The sequence below is a fragment of the Ammoniphilus soli genome (assembly GCF_040813775.1).
Genome location: NZ_JBEGDL010000007.1, coordinates 1 through 23,902, shown reverse-complemented (window position 1 = coordinate 23,902; position 23,902 = coordinate 1). Strand labels below are relative to the sequence as shown.

20 protein-coding genes, 1 tRNA gene and 2 pseudogenes are annotated in these 23,902 nt (G+C 44.8%); 9 read left to right on the top strand and 14 right to left on the bottom strand.

The genetic code is table 11. From position 1 onward, the window contains the following. Positions 1-2: 2 nt before the first annotated feature. A complete protein-coding gene (locus ABLT31_RS15225; protein ID WP_367753016.1) occupies positions 3-857 on the bottom strand; it encodes a tyrosine-type recombinase/integrase in 855 nt (284 codons plus the stop codon). A gap of 429 nt (positions 858-1,286) precedes the next feature. On the opposite strand from ABLT31_RS15225, the gene ABLT31_RS15220 reads away from it, so the two are divergent. After that, positions 1,287-1,383: transfer RNA gene (locus ABLT31_RS15220), tRNA-Sec, on the top strand. Positions 1,384-1,959: 576 nt separating this feature from the next. On the opposite strand, the gene tatA (ABLT31_RS15215) is transcribed toward ABLT31_RS15220, so the two are convergent. From tatA (ABLT31_RS15215) to ABLT31_RS15190, 6 genes and pseudogenes are all read right to left on the bottom strand, one after another. Beyond that, a complete protein-coding gene (gene tatA, locus ABLT31_RS15215; protein WP_367753014.1) occupies positions 1,960-2,187 on the bottom strand; it encodes a twin-arginine translocase TatA/TatE family subunit in 228 nt (75 codons plus the stop codon). 15 nt (positions 2,188-2,202) lie between these two features. Then, positions 2,203-2,886 (bottom strand): annotated as a pseudogene (locus ABLT31_RS15210) (PhoX family protein); the annotation flags it as partial. A 563-nt stretch (positions 2,887-3,449) separates the two neighbouring features. Next, entirely contained in the window at positions 3,450-3,854 is a 405-nt protein-coding gene (locus tag ABLT31_RS15205) for a hypothetical protein (RefSeq protein WP_367753012.1), read from the bottom strand. Between the two features lie 48 nt (positions 3,855-3,902). Continuing rightward, on the bottom strand, positions 3,903-4,181 hold the full coding sequence (locus ABLT31_RS15200) for a hypothetical protein (protein WP_367753010.1): 279 nt from the start codon (positions 4,179-4,181) through the stop codon (positions 3,903-3,905). Further along, positions 4,178-4,447, bottom strand: a complete 270-nt coding sequence (locus tag ABLT31_RS15195) for a DUF5132 domain-containing protein (RefSeq protein WP_367753008.1) — start codon at positions 4,445-4,447, stop codon at positions 4,178-4,180. Before ABLT31_RS15195 ends, ABLT31_RS15200 begins: the two co-directional genes overlap by 4 nt. A 22-nt stretch (positions 4,448-4,469) precedes the next feature. Further along, positions 4,470-9,182 (bottom strand): cation-translocating P-type ATPase, encoded by a 4,713-nt coding sequence (locus ABLT31_RS15190; protein WP_367753006.1) that lies wholly within the window; start codon positions 9,180-9,182, stop codon positions 4,470-4,472. A 216-nt stretch (positions 9,183-9,398) separates the two neighbouring features. Between ABLT31_RS15190 and ABLT31_RS15185 the strand changes: the two genes are divergently transcribed. Beyond that, positions 9,399-9,704, top strand: coding sequence for a hypothetical protein (locus ABLT31_RS15185; protein ID WP_367753004.1), 306 nt, complete (start codon positions 9,399-9,401; stop codon positions 9,702-9,704). Between the two features lie 495 nt (positions 9,705-10,199). Here ABLT31_RS15185 and tatA (ABLT31_RS15180) read toward each other — a convergent pair whose 3' ends face one another. From tatA (ABLT31_RS15180) to ABLT31_RS15170, 3 genes are all read right to left on the bottom strand, one after another. Beyond that, positions 10,200-10,433, bottom strand: coding sequence for a twin-arginine translocase TatA/TatE family subunit (tatA, locus tag ABLT31_RS15180; RefSeq protein WP_367753002.1), 234 nt, complete (start codon positions 10,431-10,433; stop codon positions 10,200-10,202). 69 nt (positions 10,434-10,502) lie between these two features. Next, on the bottom strand, positions 10,503-12,155 hold the full coding sequence (locus ABLT31_RS15175; RefSeq protein WP_462976496.1) for an alkaline phosphatase D family protein: 1,653 nt from the start codon (positions 12,153-12,155) through the stop codon (positions 10,503-10,505). 1,009 nt (positions 12,156-13,164) lie between these two features. After that, on the bottom strand, positions 13,165-13,749 hold the full coding sequence (locus tag ABLT31_RS15170) for a DUF421 domain-containing protein (RefSeq protein WP_367753000.1): 585 nt from the start codon (positions 13,747-13,749) through the stop codon (positions 13,165-13,167). A 103-nt stretch (positions 13,750-13,852) separates the two neighbouring features. Here ABLT31_RS15170 and ABLT31_RS15165 point away from each other — a divergent pair, with 103 nt between their 5' ends. Together ABLT31_RS15165 and ABLT31_RS15160 are read left to right on the top strand one after the other, a co-directional pair. After that, entirely contained in the window at positions 13,853-14,005 is a 153-nt protein-coding gene (locus ABLT31_RS15165; RefSeq protein ID WP_367752998.1) for a hypothetical protein, read from the top strand. A 67-nt stretch (positions 14,006-14,072) separates the two neighbouring features. After that, positions 14,073-14,252, top strand: a complete 180-nt coding sequence (locus ABLT31_RS15160; protein WP_367752996.1) for a small acid-soluble spore protein H — start codon at positions 14,073-14,075, stop codon at positions 14,250-14,252. A 39-nt stretch (positions 14,253-14,291) separates the two neighbouring features. On the opposite strand, the gene ABLT31_RS15155 is transcribed toward ABLT31_RS15160, so the two are convergent. Then, positions 14,292-14,645: an ATP-binding cassette domain-containing protein gene (locus tag ABLT31_RS15155; RefSeq protein ID WP_367752994.1), complete on the bottom strand. Its 354-nt coding sequence runs from the start codon at positions 14,643-14,645 to the stop codon at positions 14,292-14,294. A 353-nt stretch (positions 14,646-14,998) separates the two neighbouring features. On the opposite strand from ABLT31_RS15155, the gene ABLT31_RS15150 reads away from it, so the two are divergent. Next, a complete protein-coding gene (locus ABLT31_RS15150) occupies positions 14,999-16,798 on the top strand; it encodes an assimilatory sulfite reductase (NADPH) flavoprotein subunit (protein WP_367752992.1) in 1,800 nt (599 codons plus the stop codon). 27 nt (positions 16,799-16,825) lie between these two features. Then, positions 16,826-18,544 (top strand): assimilatory sulfite reductase (NADPH) hemoprotein subunit, encoded by a 1,719-nt coding sequence (gene cysI, locus ABLT31_RS15145; RefSeq protein ID WP_367752990.1) that lies wholly within the window; start codon positions 16,826-16,828, stop codon positions 18,542-18,544. Positions 18,545-19,094: 550 nt separating this feature from the next. Here cysI and ABLT31_RS15140 read toward each other — a convergent pair. Then, positions 19,095-19,676, bottom strand: coding sequence for a hypothetical protein (locus tag ABLT31_RS15140; RefSeq protein ID WP_367752988.1), 582 nt, complete (start codon positions 19,674-19,676; stop codon positions 19,095-19,097). 93 nt (positions 19,677-19,769) lie between these two features. Between ABLT31_RS15140 and ABLT31_RS15135 the strand changes: the two are divergent. From ABLT31_RS15135 to ABLT31_RS15125, 3 genes and pseudogenes are all read left to right on the top strand, one after another. Beyond that, a pseudogene (locus tag ABLT31_RS15135) lies at positions 19,770-20,270 on the top strand (response regulator transcription factor); the annotation flags it as partial. Then, positions 20,270-21,148 (top strand): histidine kinase dimerization/phospho-acceptor domain-containing protein, encoded by an 879-nt coding sequence (locus ABLT31_RS15130; protein WP_367752986.1) that lies wholly within the window; start codon positions 20,270-20,272, stop codon positions 21,146-21,148. The pseudogene ABLT31_RS15135 and the gene ABLT31_RS15130, both read left to right, overlap by 1 nt. Then, positions 21,129-21,542: a sensor histidine kinase gene (locus ABLT31_RS15125; RefSeq protein ID WP_367752984.1), complete on the top strand. Its 414-nt coding sequence runs from the start codon at positions 21,129-21,131 to the stop codon at positions 21,540-21,542. The genes ABLT31_RS15130 and ABLT31_RS15125 overlap by 20 nt, the downstream gene beginning before the upstream one ends. A gap of 160 nt (positions 21,543-21,702) precedes the next feature. On the opposite strand, the gene ABLT31_RS15120 is transcribed toward ABLT31_RS15125, so the two are convergent. After that, positions 21,703-22,170: an SRPBCC family protein gene (locus ABLT31_RS15120; protein WP_367752982.1), complete on the bottom strand. Its 468-nt coding sequence runs from the start codon at positions 22,168-22,170 to the stop codon at positions 21,703-21,705. A gap of 358 nt (positions 22,171-22,528) precedes the next feature. Next, the gene (locus tag ABLT31_RS15115; protein ID WP_367752980.1) at positions 22,529-23,746 is read right to left on the bottom strand and encodes an MFS transporter; all 1,218 of its coding nucleotides are present in this window, start codon (positions 23,744-23,746) and stop codon (positions 22,529-22,531) included. Positions 23,747-23,902: the final 156 nt, after the last annotated feature.

Genomic DNA, 23,902 nt, shown 5'->3' with positions numbered 1-23,902 from the left:
ATCTAGTCCCCGATATAACGCAAAGTACTTTGTATCGACTTATGTCCTGCCCACTGCTTGATCTGCGGCAAAGGCACCCCTTGTTCGACCAGCCTGCGGCAGAACGTATGACGAAGAATCTGGCAGGTCACGGTAAATCCCAGCTTATCACTGTACCCTTCTACCACGAACTGAATCGCCCGCGGCTGCATCTTCCCCGATCGCTCGGTCACAAATAAAGATACACTGTCTTGGTGGGCTGCCTTCGTCGATTGCAATCGGTATTCCACCCACTCCATGAGCTTCCCTTGCAAATTCTGTCCGATCGGAAGCCGCCTTTTCTCTACTTCCTTTTCGATCACCACCAGCTCATCCCGCTCGATTGAACGAAGCTGAAGATCAGACACCTCTTCCACCCTCAGCCCGGCGTAAAGAAGGACGCTTATTAGCGCCTCGTTTCGTGCCCTCTTGACCAAATTCCGTTCCATCTCCGTCTGCTTCAGCAAAAGTGCTTCCTGCTCTGCGGTCAACCACTTGGGCTTTTCCTTCTTTTCTTCCAGAAAACGAAGATGCTCCGCATAGTTTGCTGGAATGTAGCCTAGCTCCTTCGCCCATTTCAGGAAGGAACTCATCACCGAAATCCATTTGTTCACTGTAGTGATCTTTCGGCCCTTCAGCAGCATATCCTCCCTGCACTGAAGCAAATCCTCCTTATTCATCTGGGAAAAGGACTTGTCCTTCATTTGCAGCCAAAGCAAAAAATGCTTCGCTTCTAATATATATAATTTCACAGTACTTTCTTCTTTTCTTTGCTTTAGATATATCTGATACTCACTTGAGTACTTTTCATTCTCCGGCCAGAGATGCTCCAAATTCATTCACCTTCCTGAGGATTAATATCCCTCTATCCAATAGAATTCTGCGATGAATTTTGTTCTACGATGAATTATACGCATCTTTCCTTTGTTTTACAAAGTGGATACAGTGATCTATTTTATTATTTCACGAAGTTATCCTGTCTGAGTAGAAATTAACTCAAGGATCCTTATATATCATCCCAGGTCGTCCTTAATCCGTCCGTATGCTCCTGATTTATTAACGAAGTACGTGATGATGAATTCGTTTCCTGCTTTGATCGAGAAATTTTCGAGAAATTCCACCATGTTTTCGAGAGATTTTTGCCCAATTTCGAGAAATTGTCGCTTTAAGCAGGATTCTCGCTAACTGTTAGGTTACTGGTTATATTTTCTCTTGATTTCCCTTGAGATATTTGATACTTTATTAAAGTAACTTTCGACAAAGTTCATGGGAGTTGATGGGGTCCTGGTGGCCCTCCCGGTCTTCAAAACCGAGTGTGACGTCCGTGAGGCGTCAGGTGGGTTCGATTCCCACCTTCTCCCGCCAAATACATAATCAAACCCCGGGCCAATAGGTTCGGGGTTTTTATTATGTTCTCCTCGATTCGCAATCTCCCCCACCCACCGCTAGTGGGTTCGACCTTCCGTGAAAACTTCTTTGAGTTTACCGAGTAGGACACTCGTCTTTTTCTTCCTCCGTTTCTATAGTAAAAAAGAAGCTCCCACCATATCGGAAGCTTCGAATAGGCTGATTTCACATCCATACCCGTTTCTTAAGCCGCTAAGATTGGTCTGCGCCTAAGATTCCCAGGGTACTTTCAGATTCAAGATCTAAAGGGCTCATTTTTCCATGCATAGGTTATTCTTGCTTAAACTTTTCAGTTCTGACTTCGGTTACCGCTTTCAAGTACAAGAACCTTAGCTTGTCCTAGTCCCATTTAATCCCCATTCGATATATTGGAATACCAAATAACTTTTAAGTTTTGATAACATAGCGAGCTTTTGCTGTATATTTGTTAGTCTTTTCAATTCGTCATCCATGAAAATCTTAACTTCATAATATATTCATTCATCCTCCTTCTTAACAAAAATGCGGACGGGTTGCCCCGTCCACATCTTCCTACTATACAGCACGCTTTTCCTGCTTTTTTTCAACGGAAACATGCTCTGGTTTGATTTCTTTCTCTTCCTCTTTTCCTTCATCAGTCACCAAACCTTTGGTTGCACTCTTGAATTCTGTTAAGGTACGGCCAAAAGCACGGCCGATTTCAGGTAATTTAGAAGGTCCAAAAATGATCAAGGCAATCACAAGGATTAAGATTAACCCCGATACTCCTATATTTGAAAACATATCCTTTCCTCCTCCTTAAAATTTGAATCCAGTAATGGCTACAACGCCAGGACGAGGCATTTTGTTTCCAGAACGATGCGGCCACATGCTTGTCTGGCTATTGATGTCTTCCGTTTCTTCACCAGGATGCTGAACAGCCAAAAATAGTGTAGATTCATCCGGAGTAAACCAAGGTCCAGTCAGTTCTGCTTCTACAGGAGCAGAAGCAAATTGGAAAGCCTCCCCGGCATTAGGGCCGGATGTAGGGATAACAAACAAGCCATTGTTTCCGAAAGTCTTCCACGCATCCTTTCCTGCTTTACTGGAGGAAATATCCGTAACGGTCCACAGGTTGCCGTTGCTGTCAAAAGTCAAGTTATCCGGTGCACTGAATCCGCTTTGACGTCCGCCAGCCGCAAAGATTTCGAATTCGAATTCCATTGCCCCCAAATCGCCATCCTTTTCAAGGAAACGAGTAATATGGCCGTGAAGGTTACCATGCTTATCGTTATTGGTATGAGCAATATAGATGCTATTGTCAAATGGGTTGATTTCCAAGTCTTCCGGACGATCTGTTGGTGTTCCGCCCACTAAGATAGCAGCTTCAGCTGCGTGCACGAGCACATCGGCTTGGGTTTGGAATTTTGTTAGAAGATCATCCTTCTTAGCCTCGATAATTGCACTTTGTACCGTCTCAAGCGTAAGGGCAACCCATTTTCCTATTGGAAGAATAAGATCATCCTTTGTTGTAGCCTGAATTGACTTAAAGAATCCAAGATTCTTCTTTGTTTTTTTCACCTTATCTTTACCAAGCATATGATTAGCTGTATTCGCCGCCATTGCCGATCCTGTCAAAGATCCTAATCCCGCTGAAGCAGCAGCGAGTGCAGCAACACCAGTTCCGAGATACCCTAAAAATTTACGTCCACTTCATATCTCTCCCTGTATATTAATTTTATCTAGTAAACTTGTTCCGCGTACAAATAAAATAATATAGTTCGAATGTAAATTTACCTTGTGAATAATTTTAATTATGTGTTCAGTTTTTGTAAAAGGTCATTTATGCAGCCATTAAAAAAACAGTTAAGCCCTTGGATTTAACTGGTTTTTTAATGGCTTTATGTGGATAACGCGCAACTCAACTGTAAGTTTTCAAGTCACATTTTATTTATATATAAAATAATAAGTTTGTAACAGAGGTCAACACGGGTATTAACCCGAACATGAAATGCCCTATCTCGGATTTAAGGAGATAGGGCATTTCATGGTACGTGTCAAGATTTTTATTGCATGATACCTTCCGTTGTTTGTCTTTCATGGGCTGGCATTGCAATTTCAGACAGCGGCATAGACTGGTTGTTTGCAAATAGCGGCTGGTTCATCATAGCGCGATTATTAAATAGGATATTCCCGGCTTGCATGCCAACGGTACGGCCTAGCCGATCTCCCAACAGCCCGCCAACGATAGAGCCCACAATCGTGCCTATGCCAGGGAGCAGGGAAGTACCCATTATCGCTCCATATTCAATTCCCGCCATAATTCCTACAGCACCTGTCACATTTTTGGTTGTATGGGCGGCATACTGGTTCCCTGTCAGATGACCGCTCCGATAAGCCTTGGTGTCTTCCCATTGGGACATTCCCCCTGAAATCGCCCCTGCCCATAACGATGCTCTATGAAGCCTCATAATCCACTCTCCTTATTTTTTCAAATTAATAACCTCATCATATACCCACTACCATTTGCGCAGCTTTGTAAAAGAAATGATGCTCAACAGATTGAGTCGGTTCTCTTTACCTTTGTCCCGGATATAACCAAAAAATTGGCTCAGGAAGGTCTCCCATTTTGATCCGATCTCATTTTTGGCTCGACTATTTTGCAATAAAAGGTCTACACTTTGATTCACGGCTAAAACCAGATGCGAAAAGGCCCTCCGCAGGTGGTAATCTATACCTTGATCTTCCGCTTGATGAGAATTCCCGACTGCTTCCGTCCTCATGGCATTGTCTCTCATGCTCTTCCCTTCCCTTCTTCGAGCCAGCCCATTTCCTTATCCAATCGTTTTCTCATTCGATCAAATTGAGCTTCGGCAATAATATCCTCCATTTCTTCTCTAGCCAGCTGCAGAGAGCTCTTCGTGCGGTTGGCCAATTGAGAAGCGCCGTCTCTTCCCATTTTCATCAAAACGGGAAAAGTATTCTTAGCGATAGGCAGCAATACGGAGGCTGCCACAGTTAAGGCAGCTCCGACAATGATTTTTTCCGTTACATTTCGAACCATAGTTCCCCTCCTTACTGGAGATTTAAGCAGCATTCGGCACTCGTTGCCCGATCATCGAGTATCTACCTTCACGCTTTTCTCCCGAAATCAGATGCAGAATCGGTTGAGCCAGCGTAGAAATCGATCCTCCTATCATCAGAATTGGGATCCAGTGTGTCAATCCTAATGGAGCCGTATGGAAAATGCGCGCGACTGGCGGGATATAGATAGCCGACAACAGCGCCATCCAAGAAATTCCTAATGCTCCTACGAGGAATCGGTCTTTGGTCCAATCCCGTATCTTCTCCTCGGCCCCTTCCTGTCTCCATGAGAAGGTTTGCATTAATTGTCCGGTTACAAGAGTAGCGAACGCCATCGTCTGGGCAACAGCCAGCGGCATGCCTGCAGCCAGACTGTACGAAAACAGGCCGACTGAACCCAATCCGAGCAGGACTCCTCGCGTAACTACTTTTTGATACAACCCTTTGTCCACGATATCCTGCCTTTTGGTTTCCTTTCTCTTATTTCCAGGATTTACGGCTAAAATGGTGGCAGGCAATGCATCCGTCAACAAGTTCATCAAAAGGATCTGGATAGGAACCAATGGCATGGGCAATCCGGCGATGACCGCGGCACTTGTCACTAAGATCTCTGCCAAATTTCCCGTCAGCAAACAGCCAATGGCTCTGCGTATATTGCTAATAATAGTTCTTCCTTCTTTTACGCCGTCCACAATCGTCCCAAAATGATCTTCCTTCAGTACCATATCCGCCGTTTCCTTCGTCACCTCGGTACCGGTCCTGCCCATCGCGATACCGACATCTGCCTTCTTGATCGCAGGCGAGTCGTTTACTCCGTCTCCCGTCATCGCCACGATGTGGCCCCGACATTGGAAAACGTTCACGATTCGCAGCTTATGTTCCGGGGAGACACGTGCAAAAATAGAAATTTCATCTACCAGCTTTGCCAATTCTTCATCCGATAAACGGTCAAGCTCGCGACCGGTAAGCACTTTAGTCCCCTCCTGCCAAATGGATAATTTCTTGGCAATGGCAATAGCCGTAATGGGATGGTCACCTGTGATCATGACAGGCCTTACACCCAGTTGATAGGCCTCACGAATACTCTTTTCTACTTCAGGTTTCGGCGGGTCGATCATACCGGCCATGCCGACATAGATCAAATCCTCTTCCTTTACTTCCTGGCCATTCGAATTCCATTCCATTGGCTTATAGGCAAAGCCAAGTACGCGAAGAGCCTCCTCCGCAAAACTTTCATTTTGCTGCAGAATCGCTTGTCTTATCTCTTCCGTTAGGGGCAGGACTTCCCCATCTTCCAAATACCACCCGCTGCGGCGCAAAATGGCCTCAACTGATCCTTTGGAGTAAAGGTAGCATTCTTCATCCATTCCCGTATCCTTGCATACAACACTCATCGTTCCAGCGTAGGAATCAAACGGAATCTCATGATATCGCGTCCATTGGCTCATATTTTCCTGCCGCAAGCCCATCTTAGCCGCTAAAGTCAGCAAGGCCCCTTCGGTCGGGTCTCCCTTGATTCCCCACTGCCCCTCTTCTTGATGCAATCGGCTATTGTTGCATAATAAACCGATGCGAACAAGACGAATTAAATCTGGATTCTCCACCGGCTGGTCCATTGCTTGGGCTTCTTTCTCCTGTGTTTGGGGAGACTCCGCCTCCCCTTTTAAAGAGCTTTCCACAACACTTCCTACTGGCTCATACCCATCCCCTGATACCTTCCAGGAGCGGCTAACCGTGGCAATCGCCTTGACAGTCATCTCATTCTTGGTTAGCGTACCCGTCTTATCCGAACAGATGACCGTCGTTCTGCCTAAGGTTTCCAAAGCAGAAATCCTGCGAATCAGCGCGTTCTTCTTAGACATACGGAATATGCCTGCACTTAAAGCAATTGTGATGGTAACCGGCAAGCCTTCGGGTATGGCAGAGGCAGCAAGAGTTATGGAAGTCGTGATCATTTCCGCAACGGGTACGCCGCGGAGCAAGCCCGTAATGAATACCAATCCCCCCGCAAGCATCGCTCCTTTTACAAACGTTTTGCTGATGGAAGTGACCTTTTGCTGGAGCGGGGTCGGCTCTCTTTCCTCGGTCTTGAGCAAGGACATGAGATGGCCCATTTCGGTAGACATGCCCGTCGTGACAACAACCCCGAATGCTCTCCCGCGAGTTACGGATGTACCCATATAGAGCATATTTTTTCTTTCTGATAATGGACTATCGGCTTCAACCACGTAATGCTTTTTTTCCACAGGGAGGGATTCGCCCGTCAAGGTGGCCTCATCCACCTCCAAATTCCACGATTCCATGATGCGAAGATCAGCTGGTATGCGATCTCCCGGTTCCAAGCAGACGATATCCCCTGGAACCAGCTCATTGCCGAATACTTCGATTTCCTGGCCTTCGCGAATCACCTTGCATATAGGCGGCTGATATTGATTCAGAGCCTCTATCACCTTCTCTGCTTTCCGTTCCTGGATCGTTCCTATCGCTGCATTGGCCAGCAGGACGGCTGCCATCGCTAAACCGTCAAACCATCCTCCTGTAAAAAAAGCCAGACCGGAAGCGCCCAAAAGAATGAGCGTGGTAAATTCCTTAAACTGCCCTAAAAAGGAGGCCATCCAGGGCGTATGCTGCTTTGGCAACAGCTCGTTGGTCCCGAACTGGTTTCTTCTCATCAACACCTGTTGACTATCCAGCCCGTGATGCTTATTGACCATAAAACGCTCTGTGATCTCTTTTCGGTGCATCGTATGCCATGGAAGTGGATTTACGTTAGCAGGCGCTGCTGCTACTGCAACTTCCTGGTGATGGAGAAATGGCTCATGTTCTCTTTTTACGATGAGAGTTTCACTGATCTTCTTGGATCTAGCCAAAAACCATAACGAAATCGCATCTGCCATTAAATTAATAATAGGGGCCGTTATCGCCATAGGAATAGCCAAAGCCGTGCCTAGGCCATTCCAAGCCTTCGTGATCTGAAAATGCTGATGAACCGCTTGATCAATCTGCAAAGCATAGTCCAGAGAGGTTTTGAGATGCTTCACTTGTTCTAGGGAAAGTACAGGAACGTCCGATTGGATTACCCAGTCCTGAACCCCGCCATTTTGGGTCATCTTAATATATAGCACCTCTTTGCCCTGCTCTCGCAATGCGATGATCCGCTTCGCTCTCTCGCTTGCGTTTTCGCCAAGCCAACTTGGCACGATTCCATAACGAGTCAGGGTTTTGTCATCGACATTAAGGCTATTTTTCAGGATTCCGAACTGAAGCCCATACCTTGACAGTTCATTTGCCAACTTCAAGTATTCTGTTGACGCTTCTTTTTTCTTCCCGGCTAACAGTCCAAGCAGGGTTTGACTTTTTGCGGTCTTTCTTATAATCAATTGCACCGAATATCCAGCCTTTTCCCACCGTTTCACGTCAAGCTGGTAATCGCTGCAGTCCATCCCCTTTTGCTTCAGATAATTTGCATTTCCAACAAATAATTCCGAGTTGTTAATTTTCCCTCTCAGTCCCTGCTCTTCTTCCTCAACATGGAAAGCCGTGCGCAAGGTGCGTGAGGAAAGTTCGACTTGCTTTAGCACTTCCGCTTTCCATCGATGCTGGCTTTTCTTCATGAGAGAGCCGGCAAAGCACCACACTTGCTCTTTGTCTGGTTGGTCGGAAATCAATTGAATCTCTTCATTATGGCGATCAAAGATCTGGGTGGTATCCTCGAATAACAATACTCTTGTCCGTGCAAGCCGTGCTAATGAACCGTTTTCAGGAAGGATTAATCCTCTTTCTTCAGCAAAGAGCTGGGCCTGATTCCATGCATATTCCGCAGGAACTGTAGCCGGCCGCGGATTCGCAGCCAAAAGAACCCCCATCCCGCGCATTGGGTCACGGGTTACAGCCATTGTGGCTGCCCCCAGAGCCAATCCCCATTTTGAAGCCCTATTACTGTACGATTGGATCTCTGGCGACAAGGGGGAAGTTCCATCTCCATGATAGTTTGATTGAGTCTTGCTGCGTTTCCAATTCAGATATTGCAAGATACTTATCCCGGCCAAAACCACTAGGTTTTCTCGGATCAGCGCAAGTGACAAAGCGCTGGCTCCAAGTAATAAATCAGAATTCACCCTTTTATCCTTTGAAAACTGCTGGACTCCTTTCTTGAAAAAAGGGTATCCTGTCGCAATGGAAACCAATCCTGCCAAATGAAAAGCTGCAGGGCTTCTGGCCAAGGATGACTTTCCCAGAAATACCTGCTTAATCCCCAATACAGCTAGCCCACCCATGGATAAGGCAAGCGGCAGCGGTACCCGCTCTGTTGCGCGTAAAGATCCGGTCATCTGAGGTACCTTTCGGAATGGCTCAGGAATGGGCTCACATCCCGCCTCTTCTCCAAACTGGAAAGCAGCTGCCACTTCTTTATTTGCTGCGGTTGTGGCTTGGTCCGTTTGACCCTCATGATCTGCCTGGCGATAATAGGCGGATTCTTCTACGGATTGAATAATCTGACATATCTCACGAAGGGAAATTCGCTTTTCCTCATAAGTAACAAGTACTCTGCCCGTCGCGGTACAGGGATTCACAATGAGGATGCCATCCCTTTTTTGCAGCTTGCTCAAGATGAACTCTGCCGTTCTTTTGTTGTTTTTAAGACCAAATACTTCTACTCGAACTCTCCCGGGCAAAGCACGAATGAACCTTTCTTTCATTTGTATTTCGGGCATAAAATTTCTCCTTACTACTTATGAAAATCCGCATTGGCATAAAACTGTTCATACTAAGTTCCGTTCAACTTATATTGATTAAATTTAAGTTTGGACAAATTCTATTGATCTTTATACCGAAATGAAACGGTTACAAAATATTTATTTTTTTAGAATATTTTCCCTTTTTTATGGAAATAATATTTTAAAAAGTTCGCATGGAGAAAGGAAATTACGATGTTAAAACTATTCAGATCGCCAGTTGGAATTGCCCTAACCATTGCCGGCGTGATTCTAGCCATCTCCCCAGAAGCAAGACAGGCTACACGAAGAGTAGCCGTAAAAGGTACGTCTTTCATCCTAGGCCTTGTGGATGATATTAAGGATTCATCTTCCAGGATGATCGCAGAAGAGTATTCAAATGAAGAGAAGGTGCAGGCAGAAAGGAATGCCATGCCTCATGAAAGCCTTCATTTTGACGAATATGCCCTTTATGAGGATCCAAGAGAACTTCCAAAATCAAGAATTCCTTTAATGCCATGACTGATGATGCGCTAAAGCACAAAGTAGAAAAAATAAATCCGCTTGAACACAGGTAAAATAAGAAATCAAAAGGAGGAGCTATTTCAGCTCCTCCTTTTCAATATCAAACTCTTTGGTCAATTCTTGAATAACCAAATCTAGCGTCTGTATTTGGACCATAATATTTTGTTTCATATCGTGAAGTTATCAGAAGATCATATATTAATGTTAAAACGGTTTCATGGAAGGAGGGTACCCTATGTCTGACACCCGAGATTCCAACAATTCAATACGCGTACCCTGCAGTGCTCTTTGGCTACTTTTTTCTCGGATATACAAATATTTATTCCGAAAAAATTCATGAATACCTCCCATCTCTGTTAGCAGTTTCCATCTCACTTCCTCTAATATCGTCGGCGTAACTCCACCGGCTCCCGACTCATCCGTCAAGCTACCCTTTCATTTCAGCTAAAAGAAAAAGAAGTAGACGAGTGGTCTCATCTACTTCTTTATGAGCTAAACAGCAGGCTTGTCCTGCTTCTTTTCAACAGAAATCAATTCAGGCTTTTTTTCTTCAGCCTTCACTTCTTCTTTATCTTCACCATAGACTAGCCCTTTTGTTGCGTTCTTGAATTCTGTTAAGGTACGTCCACAAGCTCGTCCCAATTCAGGCAATTTGGAAGGACCAAATATGATTAAGGCGATGACTAGAATTAAAATCAAACCAGGGATTCCCATATTAGAGAACATGTCACTTCACTCCCTTCAAATTTTAGTTCTAGAATTTTTTAGACAAACTTCAGGTGGTGACAGGCACTCTTAAATTGTAACCAGGGCGTCATAAATCTTCGTTAAGCCCGGCTTTCCGTTTTCTACCCGGAACGAAACCCGTGTTGCAATCGGAGCATCGGGCCGACTCACATACGGCAGCACCCGATAGTCCGCTTGCAGGCTTTCAGGGGTGATCGTACAGCGTACGTATCCGCGCTGGTTGTTATAAAACTTGATATGCGGATTTTCTTCCATATAACGTTGGGCATTGCTGTTGGTATCGGCTCCGTCTCCACCAGAAGAGATCGAGGTACCGACAAATTCTACCCCAATTGTTGCAGAATCCGGATTATTGAAATCCGCCTTGATTTCGTTGGTCCAGTTGGCATGAACATCACCCGTCAAGACAACCGGGTTGGAAACGCCATGCTCAGTAATGTAGTTGAGGATTCGGTCACGGTTAGCCGGATAGCCGTCCCATGCATCCATGCTGAACTGTTCGCCGTCTCCGCTCTTATAATCCCGCTTGGCAAAGAACACCTGCTGGGCAATCACATTCCATGTTGCCTTGGAGCGTCCAAGACCTTCCAGCAGCCAACGCTCTTGCTCCGCTCCGGTCAGGGTGCGATTCGGGTCAGTAGACTCGGCAGTCGGCGCTTTCGAACCGTCACCGTTGGCTTGATCGTCACGGTATTGACGTGTATCCAGCACATTGAATTCCGCCAAATTCCCGTAGGTTAAGCGACGGTAAAGCTGCATGCTGGATCCGTTGGGAAAGGATGAACGCCGGAGCGGCATGTGCTCATAGTAAGCCTGATAAGCTGCAGCGCGACGCAGGATAAACGGTTCTACCGGCTGGTCTTTTTCCGGGATCAAGCCGGCAAAGTTGTTCTCCACTTCATGGTCATCCATCGTAACCACCCATGGGAATGCGGCATGCGCTGCGCGCAGGTCGGCGTCGCTTCGGTATTGCGCATAACGGTTTCGGTAGTCTTCTATAGTAATAATCTCGGACCCGATATGCGTACGGACATTTCCATTCGGGGCTTTGTATTCATTTCCCCCATACTCATAGATGTAATCGCCAAGATGGAAGACTAAATCCAGATCTTCCTCCACCATACGGCGGTAGGCTGTAAAATAGCCATGTTCATACTGCTGGCACGAAGCAAAGGCAAAAGTCATCTTGGAAACGTCCGCACCAAAGGGCGGCAACGTTTTTGTACGGCCGACCGGGCTGGTTTCATTCCCTACTTTGAACTGATAGAAATAGACGCTATTCGGCTGCAGTCCATCAACCTCGACATGAACCGAGTGCCCAAGCTCGTATCTGGCAAATTCCACTCCATGCTGTACCACATGCTTGAATTCCTCATCTGTAGCGACTTCCCATCTTACCGGCACGTCGTGGCTAGGCATTCCCCCTCCGTTCATCGGATCAGGCGCCAATCTCGTCCATAGCACAACGCCATCCGGCAGAGGATCTCCTGATGCCACCCCAAGAGTGAAGGGATACGTTTTGAAAAAGGGCTCAGCCCCAATTACTCTTGGTCCCTGCAGCGTACCGGCAATGGTTAATCCCAGCGAAAGCGCAGCAAATTTGCCTGTGGCGCGAAGAAAACCCCGACGATCCATATCACCTGATTTCCATTCATCCAAGTTCATCATGTTCTTTAAAAGATTGAGTTTTTCTTGATCCATGTCCACTTGCTCTCCTTCTCCCTATGATTTCTTGTAAACTATCAACTCCTAAAATATTAAAGATAAAATATTAAGTATGAATAAAATCATTTTATTTATTTTGTAATCGCTCAAAATCAGTCCTAAAGTTTCAGAATATAGGATGGCATATATGATCATCGGACGATCGAAGCGAGCAAAGGGTGAGGATCAAAGACCTTTGTACCTAAAAAACAGCCGATTCGGTTCGTTGCTTTCCTTGAAAAGAGAACCAAGTCCCAGAAAAATGTAAAGATTTTTTTAAGGGACTGGACGATGAATTTTACTTTTCGTCTATCGAACATGGGTTGCAAAAAAAAGACCGTCTTCAATGCATTAGAAACGGTTAGCTGAACAAATAAATGAATCAGGGTTATCTACACATGTTTGTTCATTTTTGTTGAAAGCGTGATACTAATCGCAATCAAAACCCACGGTAACCGTAATTCCATGATTGTCGTTAGCATCCTTATGGCAGCTTGGCTTATTTATTGTCATCGGTACATACGGTTATACCCTTCTCCTCTTTTCCATAGTCCATCACCTAATCAGGATCCCCAAATCTTCAAGACGATTTATGTTTCTGTTTATCTTTTCTCTTGGGGTGAGTTTGGGGGCCATTTTGAAATTATTGAGTTTTTATCAGACATGGTATCCCACTCTTCCACTCCAGCCCAACCCAGTCTCAGAGATACTAATTTAGATTTGCTTTTTAACGTAATGGAATCGATAGTAGCAGGTTTCCATTTGGTTTTTAAGCCTTTAATAATTGACTGTTCCCAAACGAAAAACTTTGATTAACCATCAAAACAGGTCATTTGGGCTATGGTTTGCTTACCTAATAAACGGGATGCTATCATCAGAATAACAAAAGCACCAATCGGCCGTAAACGAGTTCTATATAATCCAACATCTTACACCCCCTGGACAACTAACACTAGAACAACACGAGCCGACTTATCAGGTGATAATCGGCTCCTTCGTTATATCTTTACTGAAGCTCTGGAGGTATATCTCTTTTGTGTTCATTTTCCTTTACTTCTGTAAAGATGTTAGAACTTGAGCTAACACTTGTCGCCAATGGTTTTTGAAAATATTTATCCAATATTTTTTCCAATTCCCCAATCGTTACAGGCTTAGCGTGATGCATTAGTTCATATCCAAGCTGTCCATTCGGTTCGATTGTTGCCGTTTTAACATCCTTAATACTTGAAATGCCAGCTTGTCGGAGTCTCATCTCTATATCGTCTACAGTTACCCTGACTTTTCTTAGGTTATTAGATTCAAGGACTCCATCCTTAATTACTACGGGTGACTTACCAGTTATTAATTTTTCTATAAAGTTAAATTTAACTTCTAAATATTCAACAAGCATGAGAAAAGCAATAAACACACCAGCTGCAGTGAGGGCCTGACCAAGGCTTTTTCCTGCAAGCGGGGCAACGATTATCGTTCCGATGGAGATCATTACAATTGTTTCGGCAACGGTCATTTGTGAGATGGACTTCCGACCGGCAATGCGAAGAAGAATTAACCCTCCAAAAATCAATAAGAGCGACTTCCAAATAATTTCCATATCAGGAAACCCCCATTTAGAATTTATTTTTAGATTACCCACTCACATATTCATCCAATTCTTACCCCATTCTTTAAATTGACTAACAAAAGGAGGTCAGCATATGAAAGACCCCAATAAACAAACTCCGTGTGAAAGTTTTGCCAAGGCACAACGCAAGCTTTGGGGATTTACATTCTTTTGCAAAGATTGGGTGTTTCCCATCTATTCTCTTGATTGTGGTTATTATTGTTACATACTTCATCCTAAAATCTAACTAAAAGTATATCCAAGTAATTTGGAACAAATATTATAACTGATATTAATCAAAGGAGGTGGCAAAAATGAATGCTCAACGCGCACAAGAAATTGCTTCTTCGCCAAACATGGCTAATGTAAGCTATAACGGGCAACAGATCTACATTGAGCATGTGGATCAGGATAATGGGACTGCTACGGTTCATCCCCTTAATGAACCAAATAATAAGCAAAGTGTATCTGTAGAGAGCCTGATTGAACAGTAATGCTGAGTATCAATCACCACCCTTCTGAGTGGTGATTTTTTAATGGCTGCAATCGATGGCTCTTCCTAACGTTTTCGAACTTACAATAAAACAGACACATGATATTAAATCATGTGACCAAGACTTTTTTGATAGAAATTCGTTGATGTACTTTTCATTTTGCATTACAGATAGATTCCCAATTACTTGATATTGCTGAAAAATAAAGCCGACTTTTCGACGAATCTCTTGAATCGTGTTCTTTCCATAAATCATGCCGTCAAGTTTAATTTGTCCGCTTGTAGGCTGAACCAGGCCGTTTAAACAACGCAAGAGAGTGGATTTTCCTGCCCCACTGGAGCCTAAGACAACAAAAACTTCTTCATCTTGGATAGAGAAGTTGACTTTGTCCAAAACGAGATTTTCCCCAAACTTTTTTTGTCAGGTCATTTATTTCTATCAAGCTGCTCACCCCTTTCTATTGTGTTACCTCTTCATATTTCGCATGGTTATGTTAATCAAGATCTCCATCTTTATTAATAGATGGTTAAGGTACGATGCAAAAGTCAGATACTATTTATTAAGATTTTTAATAAGTGTCAAAGCAAAATATAATAATTAATACACCTTATTCCGACTTGATTTATAGGAATAAGGTAGATAAGATGGAATTAACGAATTTTTCATGAAAAGTCACAATAAGAATTGCTGTTAGCAGTCGTTATAAAATAAGGTAAATTTTTATATTCCTTTGTGAGGTGGAAACATTGCAACTTCAGGTAATGAACAGTCCGTTTAATCAGGAGCAAGCAGAACTCCTTAACCGCCTTCTGCAGACCTTGACAGAATCACAAAAAATCTGGCTTAGCGGTTACCTCTCCGCGTCTGCTTCCGTATCAGGGCAAGTAGCAGTAACTCCTCAGAGGACGGGGCAGGCCATCTCTAAAGATGTGACCATTCTTTACGGATCACAGACGGGCAATGCGCAGAGGCTTGCGGAAAAATCAGGCAAGAAGCTTGAAGAGCGCGGTTTCCAAGTCACCGTTTCGTCCATGAGCGATTTTAAGCCGAACAATCTGAAGAAAGTCCAAAACCTGCTTATTGTTGCGAGCACACATGGAGAAGGTGAACCGCCGGATAACGCGATCTCGTTCCACGAGTTTCTTCACAGCAAGCGGGCGCCAAAGCTTGACGATCTCCGCTTTTCTGTTTTGTCGCTCGGCGACAGCTCCTACGAGTTTTTCTGCCAGACGGGAAAAGAATTCGATCAGCGGCTGGAAGAGCTCGGCGGCACACGGCTATATTCGCGAGTGGATTGCGACCTTGACTATGAAGAGCCGGCAGCCGAATGGCTGGAAGGAGTTTTTGCCAGCTTAAGTGAAGCGCATGGAGGAAGCACGGCCCCTGCCCTTGCAGCGGCACCTCAAACAGGTGAATCCGTGTACTCCAGAACGAATCCGTTTAAAGCAGAAGTGCTTGAAAATATCAATTTGAACGGGCGTGGCTCGAATAAAGAAACGCGCCATCTCGAATTATCGCTTGAAGGGTCTGGGCTCACCTTTGATCCGGGTGACAGCTTGGGTATCTATCCAGAAAACGATCCTGATCTTGTAGACATTCTTCTTGAAGAAATGAAGTGGGATCCGGAAGAAAAGGTGACCATCAATAAACAAGGAGATGTTCTTTCTCTTAAAGAGGCGCTTCTCTCTCACTTTGAAATAACCGTGTTAACCAAACCGCTTCTTCAGCAAGCGGCAGAGCTTTCAAAAAATGAGGATTTGCGCGAGCTTTTATCTCCAGGCAATGAGGAAAGAGTAAAAGCATATCTTGCGGGGCGCGATTTGATTGATTTAGTCCGTGATTTTGGTCCATGGGATGCATCGGCGCAAGCGTTTATCTCCATCCTCCGGAAAATGCCGCCACGTCTTTATTCCATTGCGAGCAGCTTGTCCGCTAATCCGGATGAAGTTCATTTAACCATCGGAGCCGTCCGATTCGAAGCACACGGGCGCGAACGGAAAGGCGTCTGCTCCATTTTACTCGCGGAACGTGTACAGCCAGGGGACACACTGCCCATTTTCATTCAGCACAATCCCAACTTCAAGCTGCCAAAGAATCCGGATACGCCGATTATCATGGTTGGTCCAGGAACAGGTGTTGCGCCGTTCCGTTCCTTTATGCAGGAGCGCGAAGAAATGGGAGCGGCAGGAAAGTCATGGATGTTCTTCGGTGACCAGCATTTCGTGACCGATTTCCTTTACCAGACAGAATGGCAAAAATGGCTGAAAGACGGCGTGCTAACCAAAATGGATGTCGCATTTTCGCGTGACACGGACGAAAAAGTATATGTGCAGAACCGCATGCTGGAACATAGCAAAGAATTGTTCGAGTGGCTTCAAGAAGGCGCGGCCGTTTACATTTGCGGAGATGAGAAAAACATGGCACGGGATGTCCATCAGACGCTGATTGAAATTATCGAAAAAGAAGGCGGCATGAGCCGTGAACAAGCGGAAAGCTATCTGGCCGACATGCAGCAGCAAAAACGTTACCAGCGTGATGTATATTAAATTTCAAGCGAAAAGGAGTATTTTCAAATGGTGAAACCAATTTTAAAAGCCCCGGACGGCCCACCGAGCGATGTTGAGCGCATAAAAAGAGAAAGCGACTACTTGCGCGGTACGCTGAAGGAAATGATGCTCGACCAGATCAGCGCTGGAATTCCCGACGATGACAATCGCCTGATGAAATTTCACGGCAGCTACTTGCAAGATGACCGGGATCTCCGGAATGAGCGCCAAAAGCAAAAGCTTGAACCTGCTTATCAGTTTATGCTTCGTGTCCGTACGCCGGGCGGTGTCGCAACCCCGGAGCAATGGCTTGTTATGGATGAGCTGGCCCAAAGCTACGGAAACGGCACCTTAAAGCTGACCACGCGCCAGGCTTTTCAGATGCATGGTATTTTAAAATGGAATATGAAAAAGACAGTTCAGAAAATCCATGCTTCCCTATTAGATACCATTGCAGCGTGCGGCGATGTAAACCGAAACGTCATGTGCAATCCGAATCCCTATCAGTCTGAGATCCATTATGACGTATATGAATACGCCAAGCTGTTGAGCGATTACTTGCTGCCGCGTACGCGAGCGTATCATGAAATCTGGCTGGATGAAGAAAAGGTAGCCGGCACGCCTGAGACCGAAGAAGTTGAACCGATGTACGGACCGCTATATCTGCCGCGGAAATTCAAGATCGGCATTGCTGTCCCTCCTTCCAATGATATTGATGTCTATTCGCAGGACCTTGGCTTCATTGCGATTGTAGAAGGCGGCAAGCTGATTGGATTTAATGTAGCCATCGGCGGAGGCATGGGGATGTCCCATGGTGATAAAACCACCTATCCGCAGCTCGCCAAAGTCATCGGCTTCTGTACACCTGAACAAATTCATGATGTCGCGGAAAAAGTCATTACGATCCAGCGTGACTATGGAAACCGTTCCTCCCGCAAAAATGCCCGATTCAAGTACACCGTTGACCGGCTTGGGCTGGATACGGTTAAGGCTGAATTGGAAAACCGCCTGGGCTGGAGCCTGGATGAAGCGAAGCCTTATCATTTCGACCATAACGGAGACCGCTACGGATGGGTGGAAGGCATTGAAGGAATTTGGCACTTTACGCTGTTTGTCCAAGGCGGCCGTGTTGCTGATTTTGAAGATTACAAGCTGATGACCGGCTTGCGCGAAATCGCCAAGATCCATACCGGTGATTTCCGCCTAACAGCTAATCAAAACCTGGTGATTGCCAATGTAGCCAGCGAGGAAAAGCAACGGATCAGCGAACTGATCGAGCAATACGGTTTGACCGACGGCAAGCACTATACCGCACTCCGCCGCAGCTCGCTAGCGTGCGTTGCCCTTCCGACGTGCGGATTGGCAATGGCGGAGGCCGAACGCTACTTACCGAATTTACTCGAAAAGATTGAGGTTATTATCGATGAAAACGGCCTGCAGGAAAAAGAAATTACCATCCGCATGACCGGCTGCCCGAACGGCTGTGCCCGCCCGGCGCTCGGCGAAATAGCCTTCATTGGTAAAGCTCCCGGCAAATACAACATGTATCTCGGCGCAGCTTTTGATGGAAGCCGCCTAAGTAAAATGTATCGTGAAAACATCGGTGAGGAAGAAATTTTGAGGGAACTGCGCGAGCTTCTTCCCCGCTACGCGAAGGAAAGACAGGATGGCGAGCATTTCGGTGACTTTGTCATTCGTACTGGCGTCGTCAAAGCCGTGACAGACGGCACGAACTTTCATGATTAGTTGAGGGATCTGCCGTTAACAGGAGATTCTCCGACTAATCAACGGTTTAGATGAATATCGCAAAAAATAAGCGGACTTTTTCCGGCTAACCCTCAAAAAACATGATATGTTTGTCTGTTTTAGAGAAATAACCGGACTTCGTCCGCCTATTTTTGCTAAAAATCATCCATTTTTAAAAATAGTCTGACTTACTCCTGTTATCCGAAACCCGCCTTCTATTAATCGACAGTCTCAACATTCAAATAGTTGGAGATTGGCCAACTAAATCCTATTTCATGACTTTTTTATGCAAAATAGCTGGAATAACTCCCACTACTGGCAGTGAAATGCCCAAAATGAAGGACTTGATTTGAACTAGATGGAGCTTATCCAATTATTTCGTCTTTTTTTAAATTAATTTTAGCTATAAATGGCGATTTTCCACTTATTCAATCTAGGCTTCATTATTGGTAATTTATTTCCCTTATGGTATTCATTATAATGAGGGACTGATCCAGCTATTGTGATAAAAACAAGCTGACGCGCTGCGCCAGCTTGTTTATTTACTGCATCATCTCCAGTCTCCCGCCTTCAGGTCTCTCTTTTCTCCCTCCTCCAGGACCATTCGGGCTCCGAAGTGACCGCTTCTAGCTTCTGTCACTCCCGATTCGTTCAACCAGGTTACAGGGGTTGCTATCTCAAACCCTACCACCTTGGTTCCGCCCTGATAGCTTCCATCACTAAAAAGGCCATATGCTGCAGTGCCGCTTGCAGTTCCTCCAGAATAAAGAGTATAGCTAGCATCTTGCTTCAGGTTCGGTGAGCTGATGACGATCGATTGATAATTTTTGGACGGTGCAAAAGTGACTACGTTGTTCCCTTCACTGTCTTCCAAATGAACTATCGTTCCCGCCTGCTGTGTCTGGGAGTAAGTCATGATGACAGCGAATTGTTCAGATCCTTCCGTCGGTGCTTGAGCCATCCCTGAGCTCCCAGCCGCTACCAGGAATCCACCGCTCATCTCAAAGGTGTCTTCATAATCCAAGGACCCGTTGTTGTTCCCAGTTGGGCCATTAACAATTACAGTACCGCCGGTCATAAATATCGATCCGTTCGCATCCAAGCCATCCCCTGCAGCATCAACGGATACCACACCGCCATTGATCGTCAGCTTGTTATTCTTTGAGCTGCTAAATTGATTTTGCCCGGGACGCCCATTTGTAGAAGAGCCGTCATTCCCTCCTGCATCACCATGTTAAAAACAATCCGAAACGAAGGCTTATCTACGCCTGTCATCCTGCTTACAGCCAAGGGGGAAATCTCCGATAAAGTGGCTGGGCTGGATTATGGGGCCGATGACTATATAGCCAAACCGTTTTCAACAGAGGAACTCCTGGCAAGGATTAGAGCCGCGTTGAGGCGTAAAGGGGAGGTATTGCCGGATGATGCGTTAAAGTTTGGTGATATCGAATTGAATACCGTGAATCTTAAGCTGTCGAGTAAAGGAAAGGAAATCAAGCTGATCTTGAAAGAAAGTGAATTGTTAGAGCTACTGATGATGCGGAAGCATGCCGTAACCTCTAAAGAGCAGATCATCGAAAAGCTTTGGGGATTCGATTCCAAAGTGGAACATAATAATGTGGAGGTTTATATTTCCTTTTTAAGAAAAAAGCTTACGTTTCTCCAATCATCCGTACGAATTACCACCATCAGGGGCGTAGGGTATGTGCTGGAGGTGGCCGCCTAGTGTTTAATCAAATTCGCGATCGATTTCTTCTTGTGAATTTGGTGATCATCTCGGTGATGATGCTTTTATCCTTCGCCTCGATCTACATGATCACGTATCAAAACGTGCATCATGATATTGATATGGAATTGCACAAAATCTCGGATTTCTACCGCAAGCACAATGATGATCCGGGTCCTCCGCTGCCAGACAGAGATCCCCAGCAATCACCGGAAGATAAAAAGGCGCCTCATCCTCCAGAACGTTCGGGTTCCTTCTTACTACAAACCGATAAACAAGGGGAGATCACAGATGTTACTTCGCGTTTTGAAATGGACCGTGAATTTTATCATCCTGCCGTAGATGAGGTATTATCTCAAAATAGGAGCATTGGTCAAGTAAATGTGAATGGCAACCATTGGGCCTATACCGTACAGGAAACTTTTGATGGATACCAATTGATCTTCCTTGATATTACGGCCCAGCAAGGGATTCTTGCCAATCTCGTCTATACCTTCATCTTAGTGGGATCCGTCATGCTTATTGTCATCTTTTTCATCAGCCGTTTCTTCGCCAACCGGTCCATCGCTCCAGTTAAAGAGGCCTTCGAAAAACAGAAGCAATTTATTGCCGATGCCTCCCATGAATTGAAGACCCCGCTTGCCATTATTAATACCAATGCAGATGTCTTATTATCTAATCCGGAAGATACGATTCACAAGCAGGCAAAGTGGCTGCATTACATCAAATCCGAAACGGAGAGAATGGCCAAGCTGACCAATGATCTTCTATACTTGACCGAAATGGATGACTCTAGAGCGAGGATGATCTTTACGGAGTTTAATGTAAGCGAAGTTGTTAAAGGATGTCATCTTAACGATGGAAGCCATAATCTTTGAGAAACATCTTTCCTTTAATTATGAGACTGAACCTCATTTGACGGCATACGGCAACAGCGAGCAAATCAAACAAGTCATCCTGATCCTCTTGGATAATGCGATTAAATACACCAATCCTCAAGGTTCTATCAATATCACGCTTAAAAAGCAGCATCATGATATTCTTTTTTCGATTGCCAATACGGGTGAAGGCATTTCATCAGAACATCTAGAGCGGATCTTTGATCGATTCTATCGAACGGATCCATCCAGGGCACGCAAGCACGGCGGATACGGCCTTGGGTTAGCTATAGCGAAAGCCATTATGGATCAACATAAAGGCAAGATCTATGTCAAAAGCGTGATCCAGGAAAAAACCACGTTCTACATTCAACTTCCTTTGGCATCATCATAACATGGGATGAAAATAATGAGGGTCCGATTATCCAACGATTGATAAGTTGGTATGTCGGACCCCATTTGTCTACTCAGTGTTAGTGTTATCCCGTAATTTCCCAATTGGGATTCCCCAATGTAATTAGTGAAACCCTTGGTATCATAAAATACTCTCTTTACTATTCTTTAACATGGGCGTCAGGAGCCTTGTCCGCTACAAGATTCAAGATGATGTTATGTTCTAGCAACGCCTTAAGCCCACAGAGCACCATGGTATACCCACCCATAGAGTCAATCGCTTGATTTACGATATCATCTCCCTTTCCTGTAAACCCGGAGTTCGTAATCGTGACAAAGGTTTCGTTATCTGTCCGAGAAGCAAACATCCACTCAACTATGGTCCTGTCTGATGATTCGACCAAAATCCGCTTGTTTGGCTCTATTTCTTTTACAAGAACGGTATCCCCAACACCGTACATCTCCCAATCCCAACGGACATGCTTTCCCGCCTCTAATCTTCCGCTGCTTTTGGTGAACCAAAATTTCGTCGTAATTACAGGATCGATAAAAGCTTCAAACACCTCTTCAACTGGTCTTCTAATCAGCATTTCTGTTCTTACAACCGGAATATGATTTAGCGTTTCCATTTTGATTACTCCTTTCACCTAGCAAATGATATGTTATGATTCTAATCCATTGCAACCACATCTATCCGTATCTATTATTCCACATCCACTTTAGAGTCGCCAGAAGTTGGCTCCTTTGCTGTATTTTTTTATTGCCTTAGCAAAAAATAACATTAAAACTGTCTTGGAGGAAAATAAATGGAGACAGCACATCATATATGACTAACATCGGCAGAGATATCTAATCTTTGGAATACCTACATAAATGACTTTTTAGATACTTTTTATTTGCATTACATAAAGCAAATGAGTCGAATTGGAATTGGAGCCCATGATTAGCCTTGTCGTTGGCTGCTCGTTCAGATATTCGAGAATTTTATCATGATTGCCTTCTTGAAGCTGCGATATTAATAGAAGCTTTTCTTATCAACGTGCCGTTATCATATTGCTTCCTGCTCCAGAAGACAATGAATGCGGTAGCTATGAGCCCCAATGCCCCTGTAAAGTAAAAACCTGCCTCGATCCCCAGAATGGAATTCAGCAGCCCTGCAAGAAAAGGCCCAACGAACATTCCGATTGCATACAGTGCTTGATAAACACCCATTGCCGTGGCTCTTTTTTCCTGCGGAATCGTTTCGATGGCCATACCCAGCAGCAATGGAAAGAGCAGTCCCAGAGAGAATCCATTCAAGCCTTGAATGATGCATAGCAGCTCTTTGGTCTCAATAAACGGTGTACCAAGCGTGAAACATGCCGTGAACAAAAAGGCAAATTTTAGAGAATTCCATTGACCTAGAATCGGAACAAGTACCTTTCCCATAAAAAGAGTGGCAACCGCATGGGGAATCATAAAAGAAAACACGATCAGGCTTAGATCACTGGCCTGAAGTCCAATATTTAAGGCATAGGTAGGAATGAATCCAAACATCGTCGTAAAGATAATACTGTGAGCAAGAATGGATAATAAAGAAACCTTCAATATCACCGGTTCTCTCATGACAGATGCGAGATCTTTCCATTGTATCGGCGTTCTCATGATTCCCTCTTTAGGCTCAAATATAAAAAAGGAAAGCACAGTCCCCATAATGGCGACCATCCCGCCCATCCAGAATGGAGCCTTCCAGCCCCATTCATCCACAATATAACCGCTTAAACTCATGCCTAGCAATTGAGCCAACACGACAACAAATGAAATATTACCCATAGCGTGATGAACTTCCCGGTCTGCAAAATAACTGGCATATAAAACGGTGAAAGCGACCCAGGTAGCGGCAGCAATACCCGCTAGTGCACGAGAGATAAGTACCCAGCCTAGACTATCTGTCAAGGCAAAGGTCAAGCAGCTAGATACACTCGTTACCATTCCAAAGATGATGAACGGTCTTCTTAATTTTACAAGATCCGAAAAGATACCCAAGGGAAGCCGAAATAAGAACTGCATGAGCCCGTAGCTGCTCAAAACCAGCCCGATAAATGTATAGCTCCCTCCCATGGATTCAATATAGGGAGATAGAATAGGAACATAAAGAAAATGAGAAAACCAAAGAACGAAAGAAACGATTAAAAAAATAGATCTGTCTCTAGCAAAAGCACCCAAATCATCATCTCCATGTTTTGAATGAATAAAGAGAAAGAGTACCAAGCCACAACCTGGTACCCTTGAATTTCAATGCCATGTAGAATAATTATCGTAGTAATTCGCTTTTAATTCGATCGAGGTTGTAACGGCAGGATTCATCAGCTCTTTCTTCCT

Coding starts and splice junctions, on each gene's coding strand:
- ABLT31_RS15225 (WP_367753016.1), bottom strand. CDS start 857: ATGAATTTGGAGCATCTCTGGCCGGAGAATGAAAAGTACTCAAGTGAG.
- ABLT31_RS15185 (WP_367753004.1), top strand. CDS start 9,399: ATGTTAAAACTATTCAGATCGCCAGTTGGAATTGCCCTAACCATTGCC.
- ABLT31_RS15200 (WP_367753010.1), bottom strand. CDS start 4,181: ATGAGAGACAATGCCATGAGGACGGAAGCAGTCGGGAATTCTCATCAA.
- ABLT31_RS15205 (WP_367753012.1), bottom strand. CDS start 3,854: ATGAGGCTTCATAGAGCATCGTTATGGGCAGGGGCGATTTCAGGGGGA.
- ABLT31_RS15190 (WP_367753006.1), bottom strand. CDS start 9,182: ATGCCCGAAATACAAATGAAAGAAAGGTTCATTCGTGCTTTGCCCGGG.
- cysI (WP_367752990.1), top strand. CDS start 16,826: ATGGTGAAACCAATTTTAAAAGCCCCGGACGGCCCACCGAGCGATGTT.
- ABLT31_RS15195 (WP_367753008.1), bottom strand. CDS start 4,447: ATGGTTCGAAATGTAACGGAAAAAATCATTGTCGGAGCTGCCTTAACT.
- ABLT31_RS15125 (WP_367752984.1), top strand. CDS start 21,129: ATGGAAGCCATAATCTTTGAGAAACATCTTTCCTTTAATTATGAGACT.
- ABLT31_RS15170 (WP_367753000.1), bottom strand. CDS start 13,749: ATGGAAATTATTTGGAAGTCGCTCTTATTGATTTTTGGAGGGTTAATT.
- ABLT31_RS15165 (WP_367752998.1), top strand. CDS start 13,853: ATGAAAGACCCCAATAAACAAACTCCGTGTGAAAGTTTTGCCAAGGCA.
- tatA (WP_367753014.1), bottom strand. CDS start 2,187: ATGTTTTCAAATATAGGAGTATCGGGGTTAATCTTAATCCTTGTGATT.
- tatA (WP_367753002.1), bottom strand. CDS start 10,433: ATGTTCTCTAATATGGGAATCCCTGGTTTGATTTTAATTCTAGTCATC.
- ABLT31_RS15175 (WP_462976496.1), bottom strand. CDS start 12,155: ATGGATCAAGAAAAACTCAATCTTTTAAAGAACATGATGAACTTGGAT.
- ABLT31_RS15160 (WP_367752996.1), top strand. CDS start 14,073: ATGAATGCTCAACGCGCACAAGAAATTGCTTCTTCGCCAAACATGGCT.
- ABLT31_RS15120 (WP_367752982.1), bottom strand. CDS start 22,170: ATGGAAACGCTAAATCATATTCCGGTTGTAAGAACAGAAATGCTGATT.